Source organism: Sphingopyxis sp. EU05-FHT14B03 (assembly GCF_058790875.1).
The window spans coordinates 323,368-348,720 of sequence record NZ_JBYTDC010000001.1 but is presented as its reverse complement, the minus strand read 5'-3'; the positions used below and the strand labels follow the sequence as shown (position 1 = coordinate 348,720).

26 protein-coding genes are annotated in these 25,353 nt (G+C 67.1%); 19 read left to right on the top strand and 7 right to left on the bottom strand.

The window, feature by feature from the left end; translation table 11 throughout:
* Nucleotides 1-20: 20 nt before the first annotated feature.
* The 7 genes from trbJ (at nucleotide 21) to AC3WS4_RS01755 (ending at nucleotide 5,574) form a co-directional block, all read left to right on the top strand.
* A complete protein-coding gene (trbJ, locus tag AC3WS4_RS01785) occupies nucleotides 21-758 on the top strand; it encodes a P-type conjugative transfer protein TrbJ (RefSeq protein ID WP_136176538.1) in 738 nt (245 codons plus the stop codon).
* A gap of 136 nt (nucleotides 759-894) precedes the next feature.
* On the top strand, nucleotides 895-2,202 hold the full coding sequence (gene trbL, locus AC3WS4_RS01780) for a P-type conjugative transfer protein TrbL (protein WP_017499931.1): 1,308 nt from the start codon (nucleotides 895-897) through the stop codon (nucleotides 2,200-2,202).
* 3 nt (nucleotides 2,203-2,205) lie between these two features.
* Nucleotides 2,206-3,048, top strand: coding sequence for a conjugal transfer protein TrbF (trbF, locus tag AC3WS4_RS01775; protein ID WP_026108910.1), 843 nt, complete (start codon nucleotides 2,206-2,208; stop codon nucleotides 3,046-3,048).
* Nucleotides 3,049-3,089: 41 nt separating this feature from the next.
* Entirely contained in the window at nucleotides 3,090-3,896 is an 807-nt protein-coding gene (gene trbG / locus AC3WS4_RS01770; RefSeq protein ID WP_411157953.1) for a P-type conjugative transfer protein TrbG, read from the top strand.
* Nucleotides 3,893-5,131: a TraB/TrbI/VirB10 family type IV secretion system protein gene (locus AC3WS4_RS01765; RefSeq protein WP_017499929.1), complete on the top strand. Its 1,239-nt coding sequence runs from the start codon at nucleotides 3,893-3,895 to the stop codon at nucleotides 5,129-5,131. The genes trbG and AC3WS4_RS01765 overlap by 4 nt, the downstream gene beginning before the upstream one ends.
* On the top strand, nucleotides 5,124-5,336 hold the full coding sequence (locus AC3WS4_RS01760) for a DUF2274 domain-containing protein (protein WP_017499928.1): 213 nt from the start codon (nucleotides 5,124-5,126) through the stop codon (nucleotides 5,334-5,336). The genes AC3WS4_RS01765 and AC3WS4_RS01760 overlap by 8 nt, the downstream gene beginning before the upstream one ends.
* A gap of 4 nt (nucleotides 5,337-5,340) precedes the next feature.
* The gene (locus tag AC3WS4_RS01755) at nucleotides 5,341-5,574 is read left to right on the top strand and encodes a helix-turn-helix domain-containing protein (RefSeq protein ID WP_051035681.1); all 234 of its coding nucleotides are present in this window, start codon (nucleotides 5,341-5,343) and stop codon (nucleotides 5,572-5,574) included.
* A gap of 174 nt (nucleotides 5,575-5,748) precedes the next feature.
* Here the strand turns inward: AC3WS4_RS01755 and AC3WS4_RS01750 are convergent, their stop codons facing one another.
* From AC3WS4_RS01750 to AC3WS4_RS01735, 4 genes are read right to left on the bottom strand one after another with little or no spacing between them, the layout of a single operon-like run.
* Nucleotides 5,749-6,873, bottom strand: coding sequence for a DNA alkylation repair protein (locus tag AC3WS4_RS01750; RefSeq protein WP_492740079.1), 1,125 nt, complete (start codon nucleotides 6,871-6,873; stop codon nucleotides 5,749-5,751).
* Nucleotides 6,870-7,073 carry a hypothetical protein gene (locus AC3WS4_RS01745; RefSeq protein WP_492740080.1) on the bottom strand — a complete coding sequence of 68 codons (204 nt, stop codon included), beginning with the start codon at nucleotides 7,071-7,073 and terminating at the stop codon, nucleotides 6,870-6,872. The genes AC3WS4_RS01750 and AC3WS4_RS01745 overlap by 4 nt, the downstream gene beginning before the upstream one ends.
* A gap of 52 nt (nucleotides 7,074-7,125) precedes the next feature.
* The gene (locus AC3WS4_RS01740; protein WP_187142347.1) at nucleotides 7,126-7,641 is read right to left on the bottom strand and encodes a sigma-70 family RNA polymerase sigma factor; all 516 of its coding nucleotides are present in this window, start codon (nucleotides 7,639-7,641) and stop codon (nucleotides 7,126-7,128) included.
* 3 nt (nucleotides 7,642-7,644) lie between these two features.
* Nucleotides 7,645-8,277, bottom strand: a complete 633-nt coding sequence (locus tag AC3WS4_RS01735) for a M23 family metallopeptidase (RefSeq protein ID WP_492742591.1) — start codon at nucleotides 8,275-8,277, stop codon at nucleotides 7,645-7,647.
* A gap of 176 nt (nucleotides 8,278-8,453) precedes the next feature.
* Between AC3WS4_RS01735 and AC3WS4_RS01730 the strand changes: the two genes are divergently transcribed.
* The 12 genes from AC3WS4_RS01730 to AC3WS4_RS01675 all read left to right on the top strand — a co-directional run bounded on the left by AC3WS4_RS01730 (nucleotide 8,454) and on the right by AC3WS4_RS01675 (nucleotide 23,226).
* On the top strand, nucleotides 8,454-9,263 hold the full coding sequence (locus tag AC3WS4_RS01730) for an aldolase/citrate lyase family protein (protein ID WP_492740083.1): 810 nt from the start codon (nucleotides 8,454-8,456) through the stop codon (nucleotides 9,261-9,263).
* Nucleotides 9,264-9,268: 5 nt separating this feature from the next.
* Nucleotides 9,269-10,099, top strand: coding sequence for an inositol monophosphatase family protein (locus AC3WS4_RS01725; protein WP_492740084.1), 831 nt, complete (start codon nucleotides 9,269-9,271; stop codon nucleotides 10,097-10,099).
* Nucleotides 10,096-11,958 carry an SLBB domain-containing protein gene (locus AC3WS4_RS01720; protein WP_492740085.1) on the top strand — a complete coding sequence of 621 codons (1,863 nt, stop codon included), beginning with the start codon at nucleotides 10,096-10,098 and terminating at the stop codon, nucleotides 11,956-11,958. Before AC3WS4_RS01725 ends, AC3WS4_RS01720 begins: the two co-directional genes overlap by 4 nt.
* Nucleotides 11,955-13,061, top strand: a complete 1,107-nt coding sequence (locus AC3WS4_RS01715) for a capsule biosynthesis protein (protein WP_492740086.1) — start codon at nucleotides 11,955-11,957, stop codon at nucleotides 13,059-13,061. The genes AC3WS4_RS01720 and AC3WS4_RS01715 overlap by 4 nt, the downstream gene beginning before the upstream one ends.
* Nucleotides 13,058-14,038, top strand: a complete 981-nt coding sequence (locus AC3WS4_RS01710) for a glycosyltransferase family 2 protein (RefSeq protein ID WP_492740087.1) — start codon at nucleotides 13,058-13,060, stop codon at nucleotides 14,036-14,038. The genes AC3WS4_RS01715 and AC3WS4_RS01710 overlap by 4 nt, the downstream gene beginning before the upstream one ends.
* Nucleotides 14,035-15,339 (top strand): hypothetical protein, encoded by a 1,305-nt coding sequence (locus tag AC3WS4_RS01705; RefSeq protein ID WP_492740088.1) that lies wholly within the window; start codon nucleotides 14,035-14,037, stop codon nucleotides 15,337-15,339. The genes AC3WS4_RS01710 and AC3WS4_RS01705 overlap by 4 nt, the downstream gene beginning before the upstream one ends.
* Nucleotides 15,336-16,349, top strand: a complete 1,014-nt coding sequence (locus AC3WS4_RS01700) for an NAD-dependent epimerase/dehydratase family protein (RefSeq protein ID WP_492740089.1) — start codon at nucleotides 15,336-15,338, stop codon at nucleotides 16,347-16,349. The genes AC3WS4_RS01705 and AC3WS4_RS01700 overlap by 4 nt, the downstream gene beginning before the upstream one ends.
* On the top strand, nucleotides 16,346-18,169 hold the full coding sequence (locus AC3WS4_RS01695; RefSeq protein ID WP_492740090.1) for a thiamine pyrophosphate-binding protein: 1,824 nt from the start codon (nucleotides 16,346-16,348) through the stop codon (nucleotides 18,167-18,169). The genes AC3WS4_RS01700 and AC3WS4_RS01695 overlap by 4 nt, the downstream gene beginning before the upstream one ends.
* The gene (locus AC3WS4_RS01690) at nucleotides 18,166-18,588 is read left to right on the top strand and encodes a GtrA family protein (protein ID WP_492740091.1); all 423 of its coding nucleotides are present in this window, start codon (nucleotides 18,166-18,168) and stop codon (nucleotides 18,586-18,588) included. Before AC3WS4_RS01695 ends, AC3WS4_RS01690 begins: the two co-directional genes overlap by 4 nt.
* A complete protein-coding gene (locus AC3WS4_RS01685; RefSeq protein ID WP_492740092.1) occupies nucleotides 18,585-20,210 on the top strand; it encodes an ArnT family glycosyltransferase in 1,626 nt (541 codons plus the stop codon). The genes AC3WS4_RS01690 and AC3WS4_RS01685 overlap by 4 nt, the downstream gene beginning before the upstream one ends.
* 84 nt (nucleotides 20,211-20,294) lie before the next feature.
* The gene (locus AC3WS4_RS01680) at nucleotides 20,295-22,568 is read left to right on the top strand and encodes an FdhF/YdeP family oxidoreductase (RefSeq protein ID WP_492740093.1); all 2,274 of its coding nucleotides are present in this window, start codon (nucleotides 20,295-20,297) and stop codon (nucleotides 22,566-22,568) included.
* 7 nt (nucleotides 22,569-22,575) lie between these two features.
* Nucleotides 22,576-23,226, top strand: coding sequence for a DUF1345 domain-containing protein (locus tag AC3WS4_RS01675; RefSeq protein ID WP_492740095.1), 651 nt, complete (start codon nucleotides 22,576-22,578; stop codon nucleotides 23,224-23,226).
* On the opposite strand, the gene AC3WS4_RS01670 is transcribed toward AC3WS4_RS01675, so the two are convergent.
* From AC3WS4_RS01670 to AC3WS4_RS01660, 3 genes are read right to left on the bottom strand one after another with little or no spacing between them, the layout of a single operon-like run.
* Entirely contained in the window at nucleotides 23,221-23,745 is a 525-nt protein-coding gene (locus tag AC3WS4_RS01670) for a molybdenum cofactor guanylyltransferase (protein WP_492740096.1), read from the bottom strand. The two genes, AC3WS4_RS01675 and AC3WS4_RS01670, sit on opposite strands and share 6 nt — an antisense overlap.
* Entirely contained in the window at nucleotides 23,742-24,548 is an 807-nt protein-coding gene (fdhD, locus tag AC3WS4_RS01665; RefSeq protein WP_492740097.1) for a formate dehydrogenase accessory sulfurtransferase FdhD, read from the bottom strand. Before fdhD ends, AC3WS4_RS01670 begins: the two co-directional genes overlap by 4 nt.
* Before the next feature lie 45 nt (nucleotides 24,549-24,593).
* Nucleotides 24,594-25,322, bottom strand: coding sequence for a FadR/GntR family transcriptional regulator (locus AC3WS4_RS01660; protein WP_492740098.1), 729 nt, complete (start codon nucleotides 25,320-25,322; stop codon nucleotides 24,594-24,596).
* Nucleotides 25,323-25,353: the final 31 nt, after the last annotated feature.

The window sequence follows — 25,353 nt, the reverse complement described above, 5'->3', positions numbered from 1 at the left end:
TTCCCGTGCCCCGTATCCCTATCCGCAAATATGCGTGCCTCTCCGCTCTCGCGCTCGGCGCCGTCGGCTCGCTCGGTATCGGCATCGCGTTGACCTCGACGCCCGTCGCGGCCCAGCTCAGTGTGTTCGATCCATCGAACTATTCGCAAAACCTGCTCACCGCCGCGCGCACGCTTGCCCAGATCAACAACCAGATCCAGAGTCTCCAGAACGAAGCGCAGATGCTGATCAACCAGGGCAAGAACCTGTCCCGGATCGATTTCCCGCAACTTCAGGAGCTTCGCCAGCGCCTCCAGCAGATCGACCAGCTCATGGGCCAGGCGCAGGGCGTCGACTTCCGCATCGATCAGCTCGACGAGCGCTTCCGCCAGCTCTACCCGCAGGAGTTCGATCAGGTGTTCCGCCGCGATCAGCGTGTGGCTCGCGCACGCGATCAACTCGATACCGCGATGTCCGCGTTTCGCCAGACGATGGGGGTCCAGAACCGCATCGTCGACAACGTACGGAGCGACACGCAGGCGCTCGCCGACATCGTCGCGCGCAGCCAGGGCGCGGAAGGCTCGCTTCAGGCGCAGCAGGCCACGAACCAGCTTCTCGCGCTCACCGCCAAGCAGCAGCTCCAGCTTCAGCAAATGATGGCGGCGCAGTTCCGGGCGGAATCGGTCGAGCAGGCGCAGCGGGGCCAGATCGCGCGCGAGGCACGCGAGTCGACGCGCCGCTTCCTCGGCGACGGCAAGGCTTACACGCCACGCCAATGAGCTGAGGCAGGCGAGGACCGCGCCCCCAGCTCCCCCCGGGTCCGAACCTGTCTCGTCGCGGGGGCCGTAGGGCTTGCCCCTCTCATGGCCGCCGGTCCCCGCGACACCTTTCAACTTCAAGCAGGAACCCGCCCATATGGATGACCTGAATGTCATCGATCAGTTCATGGAGGCCTTCGCCTCCTACATCGACAGCGGGTTCGGCCTGTTGGGCGGTGACGTCGGTTTCCTGACCACGATCCTGATCGGCATCGACATCACGCTCGCCGGGCTGTTCTGGGCGCTCGGCGGCGAAGACGACGTCATCGCCAAGTTCCTCAAAAAGATCCTCTATGTCGGCGTCTTCGCCCTGATCCTCAACAGCTTCTCGACACTGTCCGATATCATCTTTCGCAGCTTCGCCGGCCTCGGCCTCACCGCAGGGGGCAGCGCGATTACGGCTGACGATTTATTGCGACCCGGCAAGCTGGCCGGGACCGGCTTCGAGGCAGCATGGCCGCTCCTCGAGCAGGCGAAGGAGTTGGTTGGCCCGATCGCCTTCTTCGACAATTTCATCGAGATCGCCGTGCTGGTGATCGCCTGGGTCGTCGTCATCGCCGCCTTTTTCATCCTCGCGATCCAGCTTTTCATCACAATCCTCGAATTCAAGCTTACTTCGCTCGCCGGCTTCGTGCTCGTGCCCTTTGCGCTGTGGAACCGCACGTCGTTCCTCGCCGAACGGGTGCTCGGGAACGTCGTCAGTTCGGGCATCAAGGTCATGGTGCTCGCGGTCATCGTCGGCATCGGCTCTAACTATTTCGCCGACTTCACCAGTGCGATCACCGGCGACGAGGTGTCGATCGAACAGGCCGTGTCGCTGATGCTCGCGAGCCTCGCGATCTTTGGCCTCTCCATCTTCGGCCCGGGAATCGCATCCGGCCTCGTCGCCGGCGCGCCGCAGCTCGGCGCCGGATCGGTGATCGCCACTACCGTGCTTGCCGGCGGAGGTCTTGCGATGGCAGGCGCTGGCGCCGTCGGCGCGGCACGCGGTCTCGCGGGGGCCGGTCTCGGCGCGATCCGCGCCGGTACATCGATGGGGTCTGCCGCATCCACTGCCTACAAGCTCGGGCAGGAAACCTCGGGCTCGACCAGCGTCGGCGCGGGCCTCGGCGGCGTTGCGACCGCCATGCGCGGCGCGGCTGCCAACCGGATGAGCGGCGGTCTCGGCGTTAGCGCTGCCGCCGATCGTGGGCAGCGCGCCGCATGGGAAGCAGGAAGCACCCGTGCCGGCGGCGCCGCCCCCGCAGCCGCGCCGATAGGCGCAGCTGAAGGAACACCCGCCTGGGCGCAGAAGCTTCATGCCAGCCAGAATGCTCGCCACCGCCGCCAGATGGCGATCCACGCAATCCAGGGCGGCGACCGCGGCGGCGCTGGCGCCACTCCAGACATCAAGGAAAGGGACTGAGCGATGAAATTTCGACGCGCATTGCAGCGCTATGGGCGAACGCCCGAACCCGAGACACCCTACCAACGAGCGGGCCAGCTTTGGGATGAGCGTATCGGCTCGGCTCGCGCACAGGCGAAGAACTGGCGGCTGATGGCCTTCGGCGGCCTGTTCCTGACCACTGGTCTGTCGGGCGCGCTGGTCTGGCAATCGATGCAAAGCCGCGTCGTGCCCTATGTGGTCGAGGTCGATGCACTCGGGCAAGCACAGGCCGTCGCGCCTGCCGCCAAGGACTATCGGCCGACCGATCCGCAGATCGCATGGTTCCTCGGCCGGTTCATCACCGGCGTTCGAGCGCGCTCGCTCGATCCGGTATTGATGCGTGAAAACTGGCTATCAGCCTATGATTTCGCGACCGAACGTGCGTCACTGTTCCTCGGCGAATATGCCCGCACCTCCAATCCGTTCGCCGATGTCGGGCGCAAGACGGTTTCGGTGCAGGTGACGAGCGTCGTCCGCGCGTCGGATACGAGCTTCCAGGTCAAATGGACCGAGCAGCAATATGAGCGGGGAAGCCTCGCCAGCACGTCACGCTGGACGGCGATGCTCACGGTGAAGATCAAGCCGCCGCGCTTGGCCGATGTGCTCCGAAAAAACCCGCTCGGTCTCTATGTTGACGCGATCGACTGGAGCCGCGAACTGGAAACGCCTCAGGACCGGCCGCCTTCGCCGCAACCATCGGCCGTGCCCGATCCCGCACAATCACTCCCGGTCGCGCCGCCCACCGACATTCCGCTGGGCTCGCCGCTCGATCCGACCCTTGCTCAACCCGCAGCCGCACCATCCCCCGAAAGGACCGACCAATGATCCGTGCCCTCATCCTGGCGGCGAGCGCGATGGCGCTTGCCATGGGCGTCGCTGCGCAGAGCCGCGAACCCGCGTCACCCACCGCGCGCGTCACTGCCGCCAACCGGGCGGCACTGCGCGAGCCGTCGAGCGCGGGATATATATATGCCGTCCAGGTCTATCCCTGGGCGGAAGGCGTGCTCTACCGGCTCTATGCCGCGCCCGAGCGCATCACCGACATTGCCTTGCAGCCGGGCGAAACGATTGTGTCCGTCGCCGCCGGCGACACCGTGCGCTGGACTGTCGGCGATACCACCAGCGGCATCGGCGAAAGCAAGCGCGTGCACATCCTCGTCAAGCCGTTTTCGGCGGGCCTACGCACAAACCTTGTCATTGCTACCGATCGCCGGACCTACCATCTCCAGCTCGAAAGCACGCCCGCGACCGCGATGGCGGCGATCTCCTGGACCTATCCACATGACGAGCTGATCGCGCTCCGGCGTCAGCGCGATGCAGCCGTGGCGGCGACGCCGATCGCGTCGGGCCTCTCGGTCGAAAGCCTCAACTTCAACTATGCGATCTCGGGCGACAAGCCGGCCTGGCGGCCGCTGCGCGCGTTCGACGATGGGCGGCAGACCTACATCGAGTTCTCGCCTGCGATCGCCGTGGGTGAGGCGCCCCCGCTGTTCGTGATTGGCGAGGATGGCGAGGCCCAGCTCGTCAACTATCGCGTCGCCGGCCGCTATTATGTGGTCGACCGCCTGTTCGGTGTCGCCGAGCTGCGCCTTGGCGGCAAGAAACAGCAGATTGTCCGTATCACCGCCGCCCAGCCGAAGAGCCGGCAGCGCAAGGCCGGGAGGGGCGCGTGACCGATCCAACCGCTTCTTCCGCGCCGATCGCGGCGCCCAAAGCCGACCCCGAAACGCTCGTTCTGCGCGCGGCGCCGGGCCGCGTCACCCGTTTTCGCCGCGGTGCGATCGTCGCCATCGCTGCCGCCGGCTCGACCGCGATCATCGGCGTCGCCTGGCTGGCGCTCAAGCCCGCGACCCTGAGCCTGATCGCACGAAGCGATGAAAAGCTGGTTGGCGCGAAGGCGCCGCCTGATGCGCTCGCGGGCGCGCCGACGAGCTATGGCGACGTGCCGAAGCTCGGGCTACCGCTTCCCGGTGATCTCGGGCGGCCGATCCTCGAGCGCCAGCGGCAGCTTGGCGGGATGGTTCCCCCTGACCCCGCTGCCGATGCGGTGAGCCGGGCCGCGCAGGAAGCCGAAGCCGAGCGCCAGCGCATCGCCGCTGAGCAGAAGGCCGCACGCGAGTCTGGCGTCATGCTGCAATTGGCGGGCGGCGGTCGCGCCGCCGCCCCTGCACCGGTGACTACCGATGCAAGTGTTCCGCCAGCATCGGCCGAGACTGCCAAGCCGCTCCTCGACCCTGACCGAGATCCTAACGCCCAGGGGCGCAAGAACGAATTGGTCGGCCACGCCAATCGCGACGACGACATCAATCCGCACGCGCTGGCGCAGTCCGTATCGCCTTGGACCTTGCAGGCCGGCAGCATCATTGCCGCGAGCCTCATAACCGGGCTCAACTCGGATCTTCCCGGGCTCGTCACCGCGCAGATCACGGAGAACGTCTATGACAGTGTGACCGGGCGCGGTCTGCTCATTCCGCAAGGATCGCGGCTGATCGGCAGCTACGACAGCGTTGTAGCGTTTGGGCAGAGCCGTGCGCTGGTCGTCTGGCAGCGGATTATCCTGCCCGACGGCTCGTCGATTCGTATCGACAATGTGCCGGCGACCGATACGCAGGGCTATGCGGGTCTGTCCGACCGGATCGACCGGCATACTTGGCAACTTCTGAAGGGCGTCGCCCTGTCGACACTGCTGGGCGTCGGCACTGAATTGAGCTTCGGCAGCACCGAAAGCGACCTTGTCCGGGCGATCCGCGAGTCAGCGCAGCAGAGCGGCGCGCGCGCCGGCGATCAGCTCGTCACGCGCAATCTCAATATCCAGCCGACCTTGCGCGTGCGTCCCGGCTGGCCGCTACGGGTGGTCGTGCACAAAGACATCATATTGCCCGGACCCTGGGGAGGCCGTCATGGCTGATTTGAAGCTGCCAAGGCTGCCCGATCGGACGCCGGCTAAGATCACGATCAACGTCATGCCGGATCTCATCGAAGCGCTGAACGACTACGCCGAGGCCTATGAGGCGGCCTACGGCCGACGCGAGTCCGTACCGGACCTCATTCCATTCATGCTTAGCGGCTTCCTGGCGAGCGACCGCTCGTTCAGCCGGGCACGTAAGAAATAGTCCGATGTCGGCCCGGCAGCCTGCAACGAATGGCGACGACGCGCCCCCGATTGGGCCGATAAGCGTTCGCATTCCCGACGCAGTACGGATGACGGGGCTCAGCAAATCCAAGATCTACCAGCTCATCGCTTCCGGCGACATCGAGGCAGCCAAGGTCGGCCGTGCAACCGTGGTGTTTGTCGATAGTCTGCGGTCCTTTCTGCGATCACACTGTAAACAGCCGCGTTCTCGGGCGTAGCAGGGATCGCGCATGTCGGCCTGTCGATATTTCGGCACGGCCTGTCGCGAAGGGGTAAAATTGGGGGTGGATTGAGCGGAATTATCGGCACGACGATCAAGAACGTTGTTATAAATCAGTATCTTATGTTTTTCGTGTGAATCCCTCCTCCGCTACCAAATCTTCCCATATCGATCAGGCAGGGTCGGGACGGTCCCGACGTCCTTCGATCTCGAACGCGCTCGTCGCCATAGTCCGGCCGTTGACGATCAGGTCGACCGCGTGGCGGCCCGGATGATGGCGCCGCGTGCTGAAATCGCGGATCGTCTGGCGGATCGCCAGCGCCGCGGTTTCGCCGGCGGCGAGGTCGAGGCTCTTCCATTTGAACACCTTCGCCGCGGTCTTGCCGCCGGCGCGGGCATAGTGGATGCGATAGTCGACGACGAGTGACTGCGCGTCGGTCGCATCGGATGTAAGCGTGGCCGCGATGGCTATCTGGTCGCCGAGGCGGATGGTCGCCGGTTCGATGGCAAAGCGCCGCACCGTGACCGCTGCGCCATGGCCGACCCCGATCAGCGCCAGCGCGCGCGGCTCGCCCGCCTTGATCAGCGTGCGCAGCGCGTGGCGGACGATCCACTTTGTGGCGGCCTCGTCCTGCGACCAGCCGCCGAGGCGATCGAGCAGCCAGTCCGGGCGGTCCTTGGCGATGTCGTTGAGATGGTTGGCGACCGATTTGCGCACATAGAGCGCGGGGTCGGCCTTGAGCGCTTCGAGAATCGGGGCGCCCAACGTCGGGTCCGCCTTCAACGCCGGAACGCGTGCCGCCCAGGGCAGGCGCGGGCGGCAGCCTTCGCTGGCGAGGCGGCGGGCATGCTCGTCGGTGCTGGCCGTCCAGCCGAGCATGACCGAGAGGGTGCGCGGCGCGTCCTGCGCGAGGAAGGGCCGGATCGCGAATTCGGCGGTGCCATGGCGGGTGAGATCGGCGAGCGCCGCCATCGACGCCTCGAAATCGTCGAGGCCGTGGCGCGCGACATATTCGGTGACCGCGACCGCCTGGAAGCCGTGGGTCAGGCGCGGCGCCATCGCGCGGACGATCGGCAGCGCGGCCGGATAGTCGGCGGGCAGGGCGATGGCGAGCGCGTCGGCGATATGGCGGACCCGTTCCATGATCGACAGCGCGTCGAGGCCGTCCGAGGCGGCGGCGAGAAACGCCTGGCGATCGAAGCGCGGCGAAGCGGCGACGCCGGCATCGGCGATGGTCGCCAGCGCCGGGCGGCCCAGAATATCCTTCAGCAGGGCGGGGGCGCTCGGCTCGCTCATTCTTTCGGCGCGGATTTTTTGTCGGTCAGCGCTGCGCTGGCCCATGTTTCGCTGTCGACTGCGGCGTCATAGGCGGCGAGGTGCGCGGGATCGGCTTCCAGCCACGCGGTCAGCGCCTCCCAATCGCCGAAGGCGGGGTCGCCGACGCGGATCGCCCAGCGGCGGGCGATCTCGTTCAGCTCGGATGGATGCGTCGGCATTCCCCACTTCCCTGTTTCGACGGGATTTTACCCCATGACGAAGCCGGGTGACCTATTCCGCATCGAAGCGCGCCTTCAATTCCGCAATCGCCCGATAGGCCTTTTGCAGGTCCTTTTCGACCGAACTCAGGCTGATCCCCCATTCGGCGGCGATATCGGCCTGTCCGGCGCCGTCAAGCCGATAACGGCGGAAAATGCGTTCGGCGCGCGGGCCGAGCGCGGCGAGCGTGGCCTCGATCGCCGTCAGCTGCTCGCGCGCGATCAGCGCCCGCTCGCCCGCCGGCCGGTCGTGCGGCGCGTCGGACAGGCCGTGCCATTCGGACTGGCGCCGGTCGCGGCTGATCGCAGCGCGGCGCATGTCGCGCATCAGATTTTCGGCGGCGCGGAACAGGTAGGACAGCGGGTCGTCGACGGCGCGGTCGGGCAGCACGGCGACCTTCTGCCACAGGTCGTGAAACAGATCCTCGGCCTCGTCCCCGGCGCCGCGCGCGGCGAGGAAGCGGACCAGCCGGGGTCGTTCGCCGAGCAGCACCCGCTGCAGATCGTTGGCGGTGTCGCCCGCTTCCATCGTCTAGCGCGCTTCGGCCGGCGCGCGGCGGTGCGCGAAGTCGGAGATATGCGGCGCGGGGGGCGCGACCGGCACATCGGGCATCGCGGCGCGCGGCGCGGGGGCGCTGCCGAACCAGCCGAGCGGATCGGTCGGGCGGCCGTTCATCCGGACTTCGAAATGCAGATGATTGCCGGTCGAGCGGCCGGTCGATCCCATCAGCGCGATCGCCTGTTCGCGCGATACCGTTTCGCCCGGCCGCACCAGGATCTGCGACAGATGCGCATAACGTGTCTTGAGACCGCCGCCATGGTCGATCTCGATCATCTGGCCATAACCCCCGGCGCGGCCCGCGAAGGCGATCGTTCCCGGCGCCGCGGCAAGGATCGGCGTCCCGGCGCGACCGGGCATATCAAGGCCCCGGTGGGCGCGGTGGCTGCCGTCGATCGGATCGACGCGGGTGCCGAAACCCGAGGACAGGCGGGGCAGACGGGCGGGGGCGGACGGTGCGCGCTGCTGTTGCGGCGGTGCGAGGACGGGCGCGGGCGGCGGCGCGGACCAGCCGGTCATGCGTTCGCGCACCGCGGTGCTGTCGCCCGACGGAAGCACCGCCTGTTCGGCTGCTGTCGCGCTTCCCGCGGCGCAAAGCAGCCACAAGGCGAGGGTTGGACGAAGAGCCGGGGGCACAGGCATTTCCTGTAATGACGGAACGACACGTGCCTAGCCTTGGATCGGCCAGCAGAAATATTTTTGTGCTGAAATCCTTACGGAATGCACCGCCTTCCTTCGTCTTCGGCTGTGTCACCAGCCTTTGCACCGAAGGGAGACGGAAAATGAATTCCACCGAAAAACGCATGCTCGACATGCTCAAAAAGGGTCGCGACCACTATGGCGTGGTCGCGGTCAAGGCCGAGTTCGAAGCCGAGGGCACGCGCTCGGACGAACTGCTGCGCCTGCTCGAACTGACCTGGCGCGCCGACCTGAAATTCGCGCTCAAGATCGGCGGCTGCGAGGCGGTTACCGACCTCCACGCTTCGAAGCTTTATGGCGCCGACTATATCATCGCGCCGATGGTCGAGACGCCCTACGCGCTCTCGAAATTCGTCGATGCCGCGGCCAAGGTCTATGGCGCCGAGCGCGGCGACACGCATATGTTGTTCAACCTCGAAACCGAAACCACCCTCGGCAATCTCGACGCGATGCTGCCGCTGGCGAGCGAACTCGACGGGATCGTTTTCGGCCGCGTCGATTTCACCCTGTCGCGCGGGATGCCGCGCGCTGCGATCAACGAGCGCGCGATCACCGATGCGGTGCTGCGCGTGGCGCATGCCTGCGCAGAGCATGACCTCGAACTCGTCGTAGGCGGTTCGGTCGCGGTCGAGGCGGCCGAGGCGCTGCGCGAAGTCCGCGCGGTTCGGCTCGACCGCTTCGAGACGCGAAAGATCGTGTTCGACGGCGCGGCGGTCGAGAGCGCCAGCTTCGACGCCGGGGTCGCCAATGCGGTCGCGTTCGAACTCGCCTGGCTGCAGAACAAGCGCGACTATTATGGCGCGATCGCCGCCGAGGACCTGCCGCGCATCCGCATGATGGAAGAGCGCAGCGCGGTCGCCAAGCGCGCGCATCTCGCCAGCGTCGCCGCCTGAGTCCGATGCCGCTGCGCGACCAAGTCTCGACCCTGATGCGCGATGTCGCGGCGGACGTGGTGATACCACGATTCCGCCTGCTCGCACCCGAGGAGATCGACGAGAAAAGCCCCGGCGAGATCGTCACGATCGTCGATCGCGAAAGCGAACGGCGACTCCACGACGGTCTCGCGGCGCTCGGGCTTGGCGCGCGGATCGTCGGCGAGGAGGCGGCCGAGGCGGACCCGGACTTGCTGGAGGGCGTCGATCGGGGGCTGGTCTGGCTGATCGACCCGCTCGACGGCACCGCCAATTTCGCCGAAGGGCGTGCGCCTTTCGGCATGATGGTGGCGCTGGTCGAGGATGGCGCGCCGCTGGCGGCGTGGATCCTCGACCCGCTCGCCGGGCGCCTGTGCCATGCCGAGCGCGGCAAGGGCGCGACCTGCGATGGCCAGCCGGTGCGGGCGCGGTCCGCGACACGCAGGGTGCCGCGCGCGGCGCTGGGAACGCATTTCCTGCCGCCCGACCGCCGCGAGCGGGTGCATGCCGCCGCCGCGAACGGCCTCGACGTGCAGCCGGTGCCGCGCTGTGCCGCCGAAAGCTATCCGCGGCTGGTGCTGGGGCAGGACGATGTCGCGCTGTTCCAGCGCATCCTGCCGTGGGACCACGCCGCTGGCGCTCTGTTCCTGACCGAGGCGGGCGGCAAGGCGACGCATTGGGACGGGCGGCCGTATCGGGTCGGCGGAACGGGGCAGGGGATGCTGGCCGCGGCGACGCCCGACCTGTGGCAGGCCGCGGCCGAGATATTGCTCGGCGCCGAAGCCGGGCTGGTGGACATGAAAGACATATCGCGATGAGCCATGGGTGGAAGCGGCTGGCGACGGCGTCGTTGGCGCTATCGTTGTTCGGGCTGGCGCCCGCGTCGGCGCAACTCGCGTCGCCGGTCGGCGCGCCGGGCGACAATGCCGCGAGCCGCGGCGCCGCCGAACAGGTCGCGGTGCCGGTGGTCGAGCTGCCGCCGATCGCGCCCGCGGTGATCGAGGCGCCTGCGCCGGCGCTCGCGCCCGAAGCGCCCGACGAGGGCGGCCGCCGCCCGGTCGGCAAGGCGCCGCCGGTCGCGAGCGAGTTCGAAACCTGGGTGTCCTCGGTCGCCGGCAAGCCGCTGCGCCGTTTCGGGTCGGACCTGTTGATCCCCGGCGCGCGCGATTTCACCGCGCCGTCGACCACCGCGATTCCGCCCGACTACCGGCTCAACCCCGGCGACGAATTGCTGATCGGCCTCACCGGATCGGTGCAGGCATCGGGCCTGCGCCTCGTCATCGACAGCGAAGGCCGCATCTTTGTGCCGCGCGTCGGCGCGATCCGCGTCGGCGGGGTGCGTTATGGCGACGTCCATGGCGTGATCGAGCGCGAGGTGTCGCGCCAGTATCGCGGTTTCCACCTCGAGGTCGGGGTCGCCAAGCTCAAGGGCATCACCGTCTATGTCACCGGCTTTGCCGCGCGTCCCGGCTCCTATTCGGCGAGCAGCCTGTCGACGCTTGTCAACGTCGTGCTCGCCGCGGGCGGACCCGCGACGGGGGGCAGCTTCCGGTCGATCCAGCTGCGCCGCGGCGGCCAGCTGATCTCCGACTTCGATCTCTACGACCTGCTGCTCAAGGGCGACACGCGCGGTGACGCGGTGCTGCAGAATGGTGACGTTCTTTATGTTGCGCCGGCGGGCGCCGAGGTCGCGGTGATCGGCAGCATCAACCGCGAGGCGATCTTCGAACTCGCGCCCGATGAGACGCTGACCGACGCGATCGTCTATGCCGGCGGGGTCAACACCGTCGCCGACGACGGGCGGCTGATGGTGCTCAACGCGCTGAGCCCTGATGCGAGCGGCTGGCGCGAATTGTCCGCCGCCGACGCCGCGAGCAGCAAGGCGCGGCGCGGCGACGTGATCCGCATCCTGTCGAACATCGGCATCGCCCGCCCGCTGCGCCAGCAGCCGGTGCTGGTCACGCTGAGCGGCGAGGTGGCGCGGCCGGGTCATTATTATGTCCAGCCCGGTACCCGCATGGCCGATGTCGTCGCGCAGGCGGGCGGGCTGACCGGCGAGGCCTTCCCCTATGCCAGCGTCATCACGCGCGAGAGCGTCAAGCATCAGCAACGGCTGAGCTATGACCGCGCGATCAGCGACGTCGAATTGCTGCTCGCGGCACAGCCGGTGACCTCGGTCAACCGCGCCCAGCTCGCGCAGCCTGGCAATATCGCGCTGATCAACAGCATCGTCGACCAGCTGCGGCGCCGCGAGCCCGACGGGCGGTTGGTGTTCGACTTGGCCGTAGACGCCGCGGCGCTGCCCGGCGATTTGATCCTCGAGAATAACGATATCGTCCATGTCCCCGCGCGGTCGGTGACGGTCGGGGTGTTCGGCGCGGTGCCGAGCCCGGCGTCCTTCGCTTACCGTCCGGGCGCGAGCGTCGAGGATTTCGTCAAATCCGCCGGGGGCGTGCAGAATATCGGCGACAAGGACGAGATTTTCGTCGTGCGCGCCAATGGCACGGTGCTGGCGGGCGGCAAGCGCGCGCTGCGCGCCGCGGCCTTGCCCGGCGACCTCGTTTATGTCCCGATCGACGCCAATCGCGGCGAGTTCTGGGCGCGGCTGCGCGACATCACCGGGACGCTGTTCAGCGGGCTCGTCGGCGCGGCGTCGGTCGCGGCGATCACGAAATGAGCCGGTTGATCGCTTTCGCCGCCGACGCGCGGTGGCGCCGTCGCGGCTATGCGCTCGCGGCGCTGATCCTCGCGATGCTGACGGTCTTTCCGCAGCCCTATGTCGCACGCGCCAAGCTGCTGCCGCAGGACAGCAGCAGCATCGGGCTCGGCTCGACGCTCAACGCGCTCGGCGGGCAATTGCAGGGGTTCGCCGCGCTGTTCGGCGGCGCGAAGCAGCAGACCGACATGTATCTGGCGGTCAGCCGCAGCAGCGAAGTCGGCGATGCGGTGATCAAGCGGCTCAAGCTCGTCGGGCCGGACGGCTATGCCAGCGCGACCAGGGCGCATGTCGCGCTGGCGCAGAAGGTCGACATCCACACGCTGACCGGAGGCATCGTCGAGGTCGAGGTGCGCACCCGCGACGCCGAGGAGGCGGAGACGCTGACCCGGGCCTATGTCGCCGCGATCGGCGACCGTATCGTCGCGCTTGGCAAGGACCGCGTCGAGCGCAAGCGCGCGATCGTCATGCAGCGTTTCAAGGAAGCCGGCGACCGCGTCGTCGAAACCGAAACCGCGCTGAATAATTTCCGCCGCCGCAACCGGCTCGCCGAACCGCAGGCCGAACTCGGCGCGGCGCTGTCGCTGCGCGCGGGGCTAGAGGCGCGGCTGCAGGCGAAGCAGGTCCAGCTGCAGACGCTGGAAAAGGTCCAGGGGCCCGAAAACCCCGAACTGCTGGCGGTCCAGACCGAAGTCGCATCGCTGCGCGCCCAGATCGCGCGCTCGGCACAGCCCGCGGCGGGTGCCGCGGGGCCCAATGTCGCGGGCCTCAGCGAAGTGTCGGGCGAATATCTGAACCTCTATCGCGACTATCGCTTCGCGCAGGCGCTGTACGAGGTTTATGCGCGCTCGTCCGAAGAGGTCGCGGTCGAAACGCTTGCGGGTGAGACCGCGGCGAGCGTGCAGGTGCTGGAGGCGCCGCGGCTCGATCCCGACCGCAAATATAATGTCGCGGCGGTCGCGCTGCTGGCGCTCGTCATCCTCGCGGCGCTGTTCACCGAAATCTATGCGCCCGCGACGGGGATCCGCCTGTTTCCGGCGCGCAAGGCGGACGGCGCGCCATGACGGCGGACGCCGCGCCCGAACTGTCGGTCGTCATTCCCTGCTATAACGAGGCGGAGAATGTCGCGGCGATCTGTGCCGCGGTGACCGCCGAGGCCGAGGCGCATGCGGCGAGTCACGAGATCATCCTGATCGACAATGGCTCGACCGATGGCACCCGCGCGATCATGCGTGCGATCTGCGCCGTCGATCCGCGCGTGCGGGTGATCTTCAACAACCGCGATTACGGCCAGATGCGCTCGCCGACCTATGGCCTGTACCAGGCCGAGGGGCGGGCGGTGATCGGCATGTGCGCCGATTTCCAGGACCCGCCCGAGATGATCGGCGCGTTCGTCGCGCGGTGGCGCGCGGGCGCACAGGTGGTGCTGGGGCAGCGGCGGTCCGAACGCGCGTCGCCGATGCTGCGCGCGGCGCGGCATATGGGCTATGGCTTCCTGCGCCGTTTCGGCGACTATCCGGTGATCCCGGGCGCGACCGGTTTCGGGCTGTTCGACCGCATTGTGATCGACACGCTGGCGGCGTGGAACGAACCCGAGCCCTTTTTTCGCGGCATGGTGGTAGAAAGTGGTTTCCGCCTGGAGCTGGAGCCGTTCGACCGGCCCGGCCGCGCGGCGGGCGAGAGCAAGAATGACTTCGTCGCGCTCGCGTCCTTCGCGCTGTCGGGGCTGGCGGGGTCGGCGAAGTCGCTGTTGCGGTTGCCGTTGTTTCTTTCGGTCTACATCGCCGCATTGGCGCTGTGCCTGCTGGTCGCCGCGCCGGTCGCGCTGGCGCTCGATGGCCCGGTCTGGGCGCTGCTCGGCCTGGCGCTCGGCTTTGCGCTGTTCGCCATCCTGCTGCTCTTCCTCGGGCTGATCGGCGAGCAGGTGCGTATGCTCGCCGAACGCAGCCGCAACGTGCCGCTGGTGATCGAGGAGGAGCGGATCAATTTTCCCGCCGACCGGTCGCGGCCCGCGGCCCGCACCCACATCCGCCGGCCATGACCGCGCCGCGCGTCCGCTTGCTGCCGCTGGTCCCGGAAGCCTTGCTCGCGCTCGCGGTGGTGGCGAGCGCCGCCTGGACGCTGCGCTTCTTCCTCGAGTTCGGCTATTTGCCCCAGCCCTTCGTGTTCGACACCAACGACACGTTCATGGACTGGTTCAACACCGCCTATTGGGCGAACAATCCCGGTATCTACAATGTGTGGCGCAGCATCTATCCGCCGCTGTCGTTCGTCTTTCTCGACGCGACGAGCCTGCCGGGCTGTTACCTGCACAACAGCTTTACCGCGCGCGATTGCGACTGGCTGGCACGCGGGACGATCTACGCCTTCTATGTCATCGACGTGGTGCTGGCGTGGGTCTGTTTCCGCCGCCTCGACCGCCGCACCGCCCCGATGCGGACGATCGCGATCGCGCTCGGGCTGCCGATGCTGTTCACGATCGAGCGCGGCAATCTGATCCTCGTCGCCTTCGCCTTCTTCATGATCGCGCATGGGCCGGTGACCGCGTCGAAGCCGTGGCGCTGGTTCGCCGCCGCGGTGACGATCAATTTCAAACCCTATCTGGTGCTGCCGATGCTCGCGCATGCGGTGAAGCGCGACTGGCGGACGCTCGAGGTCGCCGGCATCGCGACGATCGCGCTCTATCTCGTCACCCTCGCGCTCGTCGGGTCGGGGACGCCGATGGAACTGGCGGCGAACACCGCCAACTGGGTCGTCTTCCAAGGCGGTCAGGTATGGAACGAAGTCAATTATTCGACCAGCTACGCGCCGCTGTTGATGTTCCGCACCCTCGATATTCCGCTGCTGCAATTCGTGCCGTCGCGGCTGATCGAGACGATCGAGTTTCTGGTGCCGATCGTCATCCGCTCGAGTCAGCTGGTCGCGCTCGCCGCGCTCGCCGCGGCGTGGCTCCAGCCCAGGGCGCTGCCGACGCACCGCATCGCGGCGATCCTGCTCGGCGCCTATCTGGTGACCCAGTCACCGGGCGGCTACACGCAATTGTTCCTGCTGTTTCTCGTCTTGATGGAGACATGGAAGGGCGCGGGGTCGATCGCCGCGATCGTCTGCGCTTACCTGCTCTGCCTCGTCGGCGACTGGCCGCTGGCGACGGTGCTCGACGTGACCAGCGCGAGCTGGCTGGGCGAGCGCACGGTGACCGCGAGCTTCGGATTGACCGCGGGCCATTTCATCCGGCCGGGGCTGATCGTCATCATGCTGTGGGCGTTGTCGCTCGACAGCATCGTGCGCGTCGTGCGCGCGCATCGCAGCCAACGCCCTTCGCTGGGGCTGGTGGTCGCATGATCCTGACCGAAGACCTGACCGCGATCGACCGCCAGCTGGCGCCTTACTGGGCTGGGCTCAAGGGCGCGCGCATCTTCATGACCGGCGGCACCGGCTTCATAGGGCGCTGGATGCTCGAAGCGCTGGCCTTTTCGGATTGCGATGCCGAAGTGGTGATCCTCAGCCGCGATCCCGATGCCTTCGCGGCGCGCGCGCCGCATCTGGCCAGCCGATTCGAGTTCGTTGCCGGCGACGTCATGGATTTCGCCGCGCCGCCGGGCCGCTTCACCCATGTCATCCACGCCGCGACCGATGCTAGCGCGGCGCTCAACGCGAATGACCCGCGCCGCATGTTCGACACCATCGTCACCGGTACCCGCAACGCGCTCGATCTCGCGATCGAGCGGCAAGCGGGGCGGGTCCTCTTCCTAAGTTCGGGGGCGGTCTATGGCGCCCAGCCGTGGGACGTCGGCCATGTCGCCGAGGATTGGCATGGCGGCCCCGACCCGCGCGATCCCAAATCGGCCTATGGCGAGGGCAAGCGCGCCGCCGAACTGCTCTGCGCCATTTACGGCCAGCAGTTCGGGCTCGACGTCGTGACCTCGCGTATCTTCGCGTTGCTCGGTCCCTTGCTGTCGCTCGATATCCATTTCGCGGCGGGCAATTTCATCCGCGATGCGATGGCGGGGCGGGCGATCCGCATCGAAAGCGCGGGTACCGCGGTACGTTCTTATCTCTATGCCGCCGATCTCACTGCCTGGCTGTGGCTGATGCTGCTGCGCGCGCCGCGCGGCGCGACATGGAACATGGGGTCGGAGGAGGCGGTGTCGATCGCCGACCTCGCGCGGCGCACCGCCGCCGTCCTCGGCGGTCCCGGGGTCGAGGTGCTGGGACGCGCCGACGCTGGGTGGAACCCCGGCCGCTACGTCCCCTCGACCGCGGCGATCCGCAGCCGGCTCGGCGTCGCGCCGACCATCACCCTCGACGCGGCAATCCGCCGCACCGCAATTTTCAATGGATGGATAGAATGAGTCAGATCAAGCTTTCCGACTGGGTCGCCCAGACCCTCGCCGACCGCGGCATCACCGACGTCTTCATGCTGACCGGCGGCGGCGCGATGCACCTCAACCATTCGCTCGGCACGCATCCCGCGCTGACGACGACCTTCACCCATCACGAGCAGGCGCTGTCGATGGCGGCCGAGGCCTATTATCGCCTCACCAACCGGCTCGCGGTGGTCAATGTCACCTCGGGACCCGGCGGCACCAATGCGATCACCGGCGTTTACGGCGCCTTCGTCGATTCGATCGGCATGCTGGTGATTTCGGGGCAGGTGAAGACCGAGACGACGGTGCGCCACACCGGGCTGCCGCTGCGCCAATATGGCGACCAGGAACTCGATATCGAGGAACTGGTCCGCCCGATCACCAAATATGCGGCGATGGTCACCGACCCGCGCTCGATCCTCTATCATCTGGAAAAGGCGCTGTATCTCGCGACCAGCGGCCGCCCGGGGCCGGTGTGGCTCGACATCCCGCTCGACGTGCAGGCGGCGAAGATCGACCCCGACGATCTGCTGCCCGGCTTCGACCCCGCCGAACTCGACGAACCGTGGAAGCGCGGTGACCTCGACGCGGTTGCGGCCGAGATATTGGAGCGCATCGCCGGGGCCGAACGCCCCGTTGTGTTCGCGGGCAGCGGGGTCCGGCTGAGCGGCGCGCACGCGCAATTCCTGACGCTGATCGAGCGGCTCGGCGTGCCCGTGGTCACCGGCTGGAACGCGCACGACGCGCTGTGGACCGATCACCCGCTCAACTGCGGCAAGCCCGGCACGGTCGGCGACCGCGGCGGCAATATGGTGACGCAGAGCGCCGACCTGCTGCTCGTGCTGGGAAGCCGGCTCAACATCCGGCAGGTCAGCTACAATTGGAAAAGTTTCGCGCGCGGGGCGTACAAGATCTGGGTCGATATCGACCCGGTCGAACTCGCCAAGCCGACCGTCACTCCCGACATGCCGGTGACCGCCGACCTTGCCGAACTGATCCCGGCGCTGCTCGCGCAGCCCTATGCCGGACCGAGCGAGGCGCAGTGCGAATGGCTCGGCTGGGCGCGCGCGCGCGTCGCGCATTTCCCGACGGTGCTGCCCGAATATCGCGACCATGCGGTGCTGGTGCATCCCTATGTCGCGATGGACGAACTGTTCGGCCAGCTGGGCGGCGACGACATCGTCGTCACCGGCAACGGCAGCGCCTGCGTCGTCGGTTTCCAGGCGGCGCATCTGCATCCGGGGCAGCGGCTGTGGACCAATTCGGGCTGCGCGACGATGGGGTACGACTTGCCCGCCGCGATCGGCGTGTGCGCGGCGACGAAGGGCAAGCAGCGGGTCGTCGCAATCGCCGGCGACGGCAGCATCATGATGAATTTGCAGGAGATGCAGACGATCGCCGGATATAGGCTGCCGGTGAAGGTGATCCTGATCAACAACAGCGGTTATGTCTCGATCTTCCAGACCCAGCGCAATTTCTTCAACGGGCAGGAAGTCGGCGGCGGGCCGAAGAGCCATGTGACCTTCCCAGATTTCTCGAAGGTCGCGGGCGCTTTCGGCTTTGCTTATGCGCGCGCCGAAAACCATGCCGACCTCGCCGGCGCCATCGCCGCGACGCTCGCGGCCGATGGTCCCGCCTTTTGCGAGATCATGGTCGACGAGCATGTCGGCTTCGCCCCCAAGCTCGGTGCGAAACAGCATCCCGACGGGCGCATCACCTCACCGGCGCTCGAGGATTTGTCGCCCTTCCTGCCGCGCGAGGTGCTGGAAGCGAATATGCGCATCGCGTTGATGGACGAGGGATGAGCCGCGTGGTGACCGCGCGTTTCCTCCGCCTCGGGAAGCCGCTGCGCTTCCTGATGGTCGGCGGCGTCAACACGGCGTTCGGTCTCAGTTTCTATCCGCTGCTGCTGTGGTCGGTGCCGCTGTTCGCGGTCCATTATATGATCGCGCTCGGGATCGCGCAGGCGGTGTGTCTGTGCTTTGCCTTCACGACCTACAAGCTCGCGGTCTTTCGCACGCGGGGCAATGTGCTGCGCGAATTCGGGACCTTCGCGAGCTTTTACCTCGCCAACTATGCCGCCAACTGGCTGGCGCTGCCGCTCCTTGTCGAAGTCGTCGGCGTGCCGCCGATCATCGCGCAGACCGGCTTCACGCTCATTGTGATCGTCGGCAGCTGGTTCTGGCACAATCGTGTCACCTTCCGCGACAACGGCGCGCGATGACGATCGCCGCCCGCTGGCGTCCGTCGGCCGAAATGCTCGCCCTCTGGGCGATCCTGCTCGCCGCGCTTTGGCTGCGGCTCGACGGCGTCGGCTTCGGGCTGCCGGCGCTCAACGACCCCGACGAGCCGCTGTTCATGATGACCGCGCTCGAAATGCTGCAGAAGCACAGCCTCGACCCCGGCTGGTTCGGCCATCCGGGGACGATCACCCTCTATTCGCTGGCGCTGGTCATCGCCGCGGTCGGCGGTACCGGCATCGCGACGGGACGTTTCGCCGACGCCGATGCGTTGGCGGCGGCCGCCTATGCCGATCCGGGGCTATTGTTCCTGCCCGCCCGGGTGATGATCGTGCTGTGCGGCGTGCTGTGCGTCTGGCTGACCTTCCGGCTCGGCAAAAGGCTCGGCGGCGCGCGGATCGGGTTGGTCGCGGCGGCGATCCTCGCGGTCAATGCGGTGCATATCGAATATTCGCAGATCATCCGCACCGATGTGCAGGCGAGCGTCTTCATGCTCCTCGGCGCGCTGGCGGCGGTCGGCATCGCCGAGCAGGGCCGGCGGCGCGACTATCTGTTCGCCGGCATCTGCGCCGGGCTGGCGTGCGCGACGAAATGGCCAGCAGCGGCGATCATCATGACCGCGCTCGGCGCTTGGGCTTATCGAGCGCCCGGTGAGCGCCATTGGAGCCGGCTGGCGATGGTGGTCGCAGCGGCGGTCATCACCTTATTCGCCGTGTCGCCCTATCTGCTGATCGATCATGCGACGGTGGTCGCCAATCTGTCGGGCGAAGCGCGGCCGTTGCACCCCGGCGCGACGGGTGGCGGCTTTTTCGCCAATCTCGGTTGGTATGTCGCGGGTCCCCTGCTGTCGTCGCTGGGCGTCGGCGGATTGCTGCTCGCCGCCGCCGGCTTCGTCTGGGGCAGCGGTAAAAGGCGCCTGTGGGTCTTCGTGATCTTGCCCTTCTGCCTGCTGTTCTTCGCGATGATCTGTTTTCAGTCGTTGCGTTGGGAGCGCTGGGTTGTGCCGCTACTGCCCTTCGCGGCGCTCGCCGCCGCGCGCGCCTTGTGCGCGCTCGTCGATCTCCTGCCACGCCATCGGTTGCGCATTGCAGCGTTGCCCGTAGCGCTGCTCATCCTGCTGACTCCCATGGTCTGGGAGGCGCGGATCGAGGCGGCCGAGCGGCGGCACGACACCCGCCAGATCGCGTCGGCGTGGCTGCGCGATCACGCACCGCCGGGGAGCAGCGTGCTGATCGAACATGCCGCGTTCGACCTGCTCGCCGCGCCGTTCGAACTGCGCACCGCGATGGGGTCGGCGGGATGTGTCGATGTCGGCGATCTGCTGTCGGGACAGATCCGCTATTCGAAGGTCGACCGCTTGCGCGGCGGCGGGGCGATCGTCGACGTCGGTCATGTCGACAGGACGAAGCTGGAATCATGCCGTGCCGATTTCGCGGTCGTCACCAATCACCTTCGCTATCGCGCCGATCCGGTCGGCTATCGCGAAGAACTGGCGCGTTACGACCGGCTGCTGGCGGGCGGCACGACCCGCCTGATCGTCAAGCCTCGGCTCGGCGAGCGGTCGGGTCCGGAAGTGCATATCGTCCAACTGGTTCCCGCGCGCTGACCGATCGCCGATGTTTTCGCGATAGATACAGGCCGCCCGAAATGCTCTAGTCTCGCGAGAAGCATTGGTTCGGGACGCGATATCATGGCCGGTGAGAAACCGAGATACAAAAACTACAACAGCCCCGCCGGTGGTTGGGGCGCCGCGGCGGCGACCGCGAAGGTGCTGCTTGAGCAAAGCGTGGTGGGCAAGGGCTCGCGCGCGCTGCTGTCGATGAACCAGCCGGGCGGCTTCAAATGCCCGAGTTGCGCCTTTCCCGACGCGAGTTGCACCAAGAAACTCGAATTCTGCGAAAATGGCGCCAAGGCGCTGGCGCATGAGGCGACGAAGTTTCGCGTCACCCGCGAATTTTTTGCGCAGCATACAGTTGCGGAGCTGATGGCGCAGTCGGACTATTGGCTCGAAATGCAGGGGCGGCTGACCGAGCCGATGCGTTATGACGCCGCGACCGACCATTATGTGCCGGTGAGCTGGGACGATGCCTTCGCGTTGATCGGCACGCATTTGCGCGCGCTGGGCGACCCCAACGAGGCGGAGTTTTATACCTCGGGCCGCACCGCGAACGAGACCGCCTTCCTCTATTCGATCTTTGTCCGCGAGTTCGGCACCAACAATTTCCCCGACTGTTCGAACATGTGCCACGAGCCGACGAGCCGCGGGCTACCGCATTCGATCGGGGTAGGGAAGGGCACGGTGATCCTCGACGATTTCGAGCATGCGGAAGCGATTTTCCTGATCGGACACAATGCCGGAACCAACGCGCCGCGGATGATGACCCCGCTGGTCGAGGCGCGCAAGCGCGGGGTGCCGATCGTCGCGGTCAACCCGATGCCCGAACGCGCGTTGATCCGCTTCACCGAGCCGCAGGATGTCGTCCAGATGGCGACCTTCGGTTCGACCGAGATCAGCAGCGAATTCGTCCATATCGCGATCGGCGGCGACCTGGCGCTGCTCAAGGGCATGATGAAAATGCTCTTCGAGCGCGAGGCGGCGGGCGAGGCCGTGCTCAATCACGCGTTCATCGCCGAACATACCGCAGGGTATGAGGCGCTGCACGACGACATCATGGCGCAGGACTGGGCCGAGATCGTCGCGGTGTCGGGGGTCGATGAGGCGCAGATCCGGCGCTGCGCCGAAATCTATATCCGCTCGTCGGCGACGATCATCTGTTACGGCATGGGTATCACCCAGCATCAGGAGGGTTCGCGGCTGGTGCAGCAGATCGCCAATTTGCTGTTGCTGAAGGGCAATTATGGCAAGCCGGGTGCGGGCATCTCACCGATCCGCGGCCATTCGAACGTCCAGGGCGACCGTACCGTCGGCATCGACGAGAAGCCGAGCCAGGCGTATCTCGACAAGGTGCGCGATGTGTTCGGGTTCGAACCGCCGCGCGCCGAAGGGCATCATAGTGTCGAATCCGTCGCGGCGATGCAGGCCGGAACCGCCAAGGTCTTCATCGGCATGGGCGGCAATTTTGTCCGCGCGGTCCCCGACACCGATCATGCTTATGCAGCGATGCGCAAGCTGAAGCTGACCGTCGGGATCGCGACCAAGCTCAATCGCGGGCATCTGGTGCATGGTCAGGATGCGCTGATCCTGCCGGTGGTCGCGCGTTCGGAACGCATCGAAACCGCGAAGGGCGAGCAGTTCGTGACGATCGAGGATTCGATGTCGAACGTCACCGCCTCGCGCGGGGTGCTCGACCCCGCGAGCGAGCATTTGCTGACCGAGACGGAGATCGTCTGCCGCATGGCGATGGCGACGCTGCCCGACAGCAAGGTCGATTGGGCACGCTATATCGACGATTATGACGCGATCCGCGACAAGATCGCCGCGGTCTATCCCGCCATCTACGACGGCTTTTCGGAGCGGATCAAAAACCCCGCGGGCTTCCACCTCGACATTCCGCCGCGTCGCCGGGTGTGGGCAACGCCGAACGGCAAGGCGAATTTCCTGATCCTGCCAGGGCTGCACGCTAACGACCCTGTCGTCGATCCGGCGATGCTGCGGCTCGCCACGGTGCGGTCGCACGACCAGTTCAACACCACGGTGTACAGCTATAACGACCGCTATCGCGGCGTGTATGGCGACCGGATGGTACTTTTCGTCAACGCCGAGGATCGTGAAGCGCGCGGCTTTGCGGCGGGAGCGAAGGTCGCGCTTGAAACGTTCAGCGACGATGGCGTCGCGCGGCGCGTCGAGGGGCTGACCCTGCTCGACTATCCGATGTCGCGCGGGGCGGTGGCGGGCTATTATCCCGAACTCAACCCGCTGTTGCCGCTCGCTTTCTATGACAAGATCAGCGGCTGTCCGGCGGCGAAGTCGATCCCGGTGCGGATCGTGGCGGCGGCGGATTAGGTCGCCGATGGCGCGCCCAAGCTCCTTCGCGCCGGGTCGGCATATCGCGCCGATGCGCTTTCTGGTCTTCGCGGCGGTGCTCGTGGTCGCGGCCGGCGGCGCGAGCGCCTTCGGTCTCGATCCGCGTAGCGCCGCGCTGGTCGGTTTCGACATCGCGGCGGTCGTTTTTCTGGTGTCGATCCTGCCGCTGCTGTCGGCGGACCCCGAATCGATGCGCCGGCACGCGCAGGACAACGACGCTAATCGCGCCGGGCTGCTTGCGATTTCGGCGCTGCTGTCGCTGGTGATCCTGTTCACCGTCGGCGGTCTGATCGCCGGGCCCGGTGATCTTGGCCGCGGCGACGTCATCCTGATCATCGCGACGCTGGCGCTCGCGTGGCTGTTCGCGAACATGGTGTTCACGCTCCACTATGCGCATCTCTTCTATCTGCGCGTGAAGGGTCACGACCGGGGCGGGCTGGACGTGCCGGGGACGCACGAGCCCGATTATTGGGATTTCCTCTATTTCGCCTTCACCCTCGGCATGACCTTCCAGACCTCGGACGTCAGCGTCACCGCCGCGCATATGCGCCGCGTTGTGCTCGGCCATTGCATGGCGGCGTTTTTGTTCAACATGGGGATATTGGCTTTCACCGTGAACGCGCTCGGGGGCTTATAGGCTTGTCTCGCGGTCGAGGTCGGCGACACTGTTGATGTTCGGCGGGACAAAATCGCTGGCGACGGCGCGTGCGCCGATGCTGTTGCCGAAGCGGCGGACCGAGCGGTCGTCGCCCCCGATCAGCTGTTTTTCGAACGCGCCGCGTGCCGACACCGGCCAGAGGGAAATCACCGGCTGGCTCGCGAGATAGGCGGGTGCGGGGTTGAGCAACGCGCGCAGGTCGGCGGGCAGGCGGACGCAATCGACCGAGATGCAGAGCAATTGGTCGAAGCCGGCGGCCTCGGCATGGCGCAGCGCCCCCGCGATGCCGCCCATCGGCCCGAGGTCGGGCGCCGGCCAGTCGGCGATCATCGGCTGACCCTCGATCGCGCGACCGACCACCACGACGGCATCGACATGCGGGCGCAGCGCCGCCAGCGCATGGTCGAGCAGGCTCTGCCCCGCGAGCAACGCGGCCGCCTTGTCCGACCCGAAACGCGACGAGCGCCCGCCCGCGAGCACCGCGCCGAGCGTCTTCATCGGATCATCCCGTGCGGGTCGCCGACGATCAGCGCCGAATCCGCGCGCGCCAGCGTGACGAGCGTCAGTCCCGCCGCGATCGCGCGCTCGGCGGCAAGGCTGGTCGCCGCCGAGATGGTGACGAGCATCGGGCAACCGGCACGCACCGTCTTTTCGACGAGTTCATAGCTGCAGCGGGCCGACAGCAGGATGAAGCCGCTGCCCGGATCGATGCCGTCCCGCGCCAGCGCGCCGATCAATTTGTCCAGCGCATTGTGCCGCCCGACATCCTCGCGGACGCGAAGGATATCGCCGTTGGGGTTGCAAAAGGCGGCGGCATGCGCGGCGCCGGTGGCGCGGCCGAGCGGCTGATGGTCGGGCAGGGCCGTGAGCGCCGCCGCGATCGCGGCGCGGTCGGTCGCGATCCGCGCCGCCAACGCGGGCAAGGGGCGCAGCACCTGTTCGATATTCTCCATCCCGCACAGCCCGCAGCTGCTTTCGCTCACCCGCTTGCGTGCGCGTTCGAGCGCCTTTTCGGTCCGTTCGGGCGGAAGCCAGATACGCAGCGCGATGCCGCCCTCGACCGGATGCACGTCGATGCTGCGGATTTGCGCGGCGGTTTCGACCAATGCTTCGCCGAGCGCGAAGCCAATCGCATAATCCTCCAGGTCCGACGGCGTCGCCATCATCACGGCATAGCCGATGCCGCAAACCTCGACCGACACCGGCGCCTCGATCGGCAGGTCGCGCAGCGTCGCGGTGTCATCGGTCCCGGCGAAATCGAGCCGGCGCATCGCCAGGGAAAGGGTCTGCAACTGCGTCATGCGTCCGCAATAGGATGTTGCGGTCGGCGTGCAAGCACCGTGCGCTCAGTCCTCGACCGACTCCGCGGGCAGGCCGTCCTGCATCGCGCGGTAGCGGGCGATCGATTTGTCCATGTGCCGCCGCGCCGCGCGCCGCGCCGCCGCCGGGTCGCCGGCCAGAATCGCGTCGTAGATCGCCTGATGGTCGCGGTTGATCGTGCGCGCATATTGCTGGTGCCGTTGCCGGTCGCTGCCCTGCAGATAGAGTTTGCGCGAGGGGACCAGGCGCACGCCGAGAAACTGGGTGAAGCGGAGGAAATAATCGTTGCGCGTCGCCGCGGCGATCGCGGCGTGAAAGGCGGCGTCGGCGACGACCGAGGCGTCGACGTCCTCGCTATTCTCCATCGCGTCGAGCGCGTCGCGGATCGCCGCAAGGTCGGCATCGGTGCGGCGGCGTGCGGCGAGGTCGGCCATTTCGGCCTCGAACCCCATGCGCATTTCGAGCAGGCGGAGCACATCCTCGATCTCGCTGAATTCGTCGGCGGCGATCTGGAACGCGCGATAGCGCGCGCCGTCGGCGACATAGGCGCCCGATCCGCGGCGCGACACCAGCAGTCCGCGCGCGGCGAGGCGCGAATAGGCCTCGCGCACCACCGTGCGACTGACCCCGAACGCCTCGGTGATCGCCTTTTCGGTCGGGAAGCGCGATCCGGCAGGCATTTCGCCCGTCTCGATCTGTTCCTCGAAGCGCTGGACCAGATCGTCGGCCAGCGATGCCGCCTTGGTTACCCTCATGGACGATAGCGTTATCATCGCGCCGCCGGGC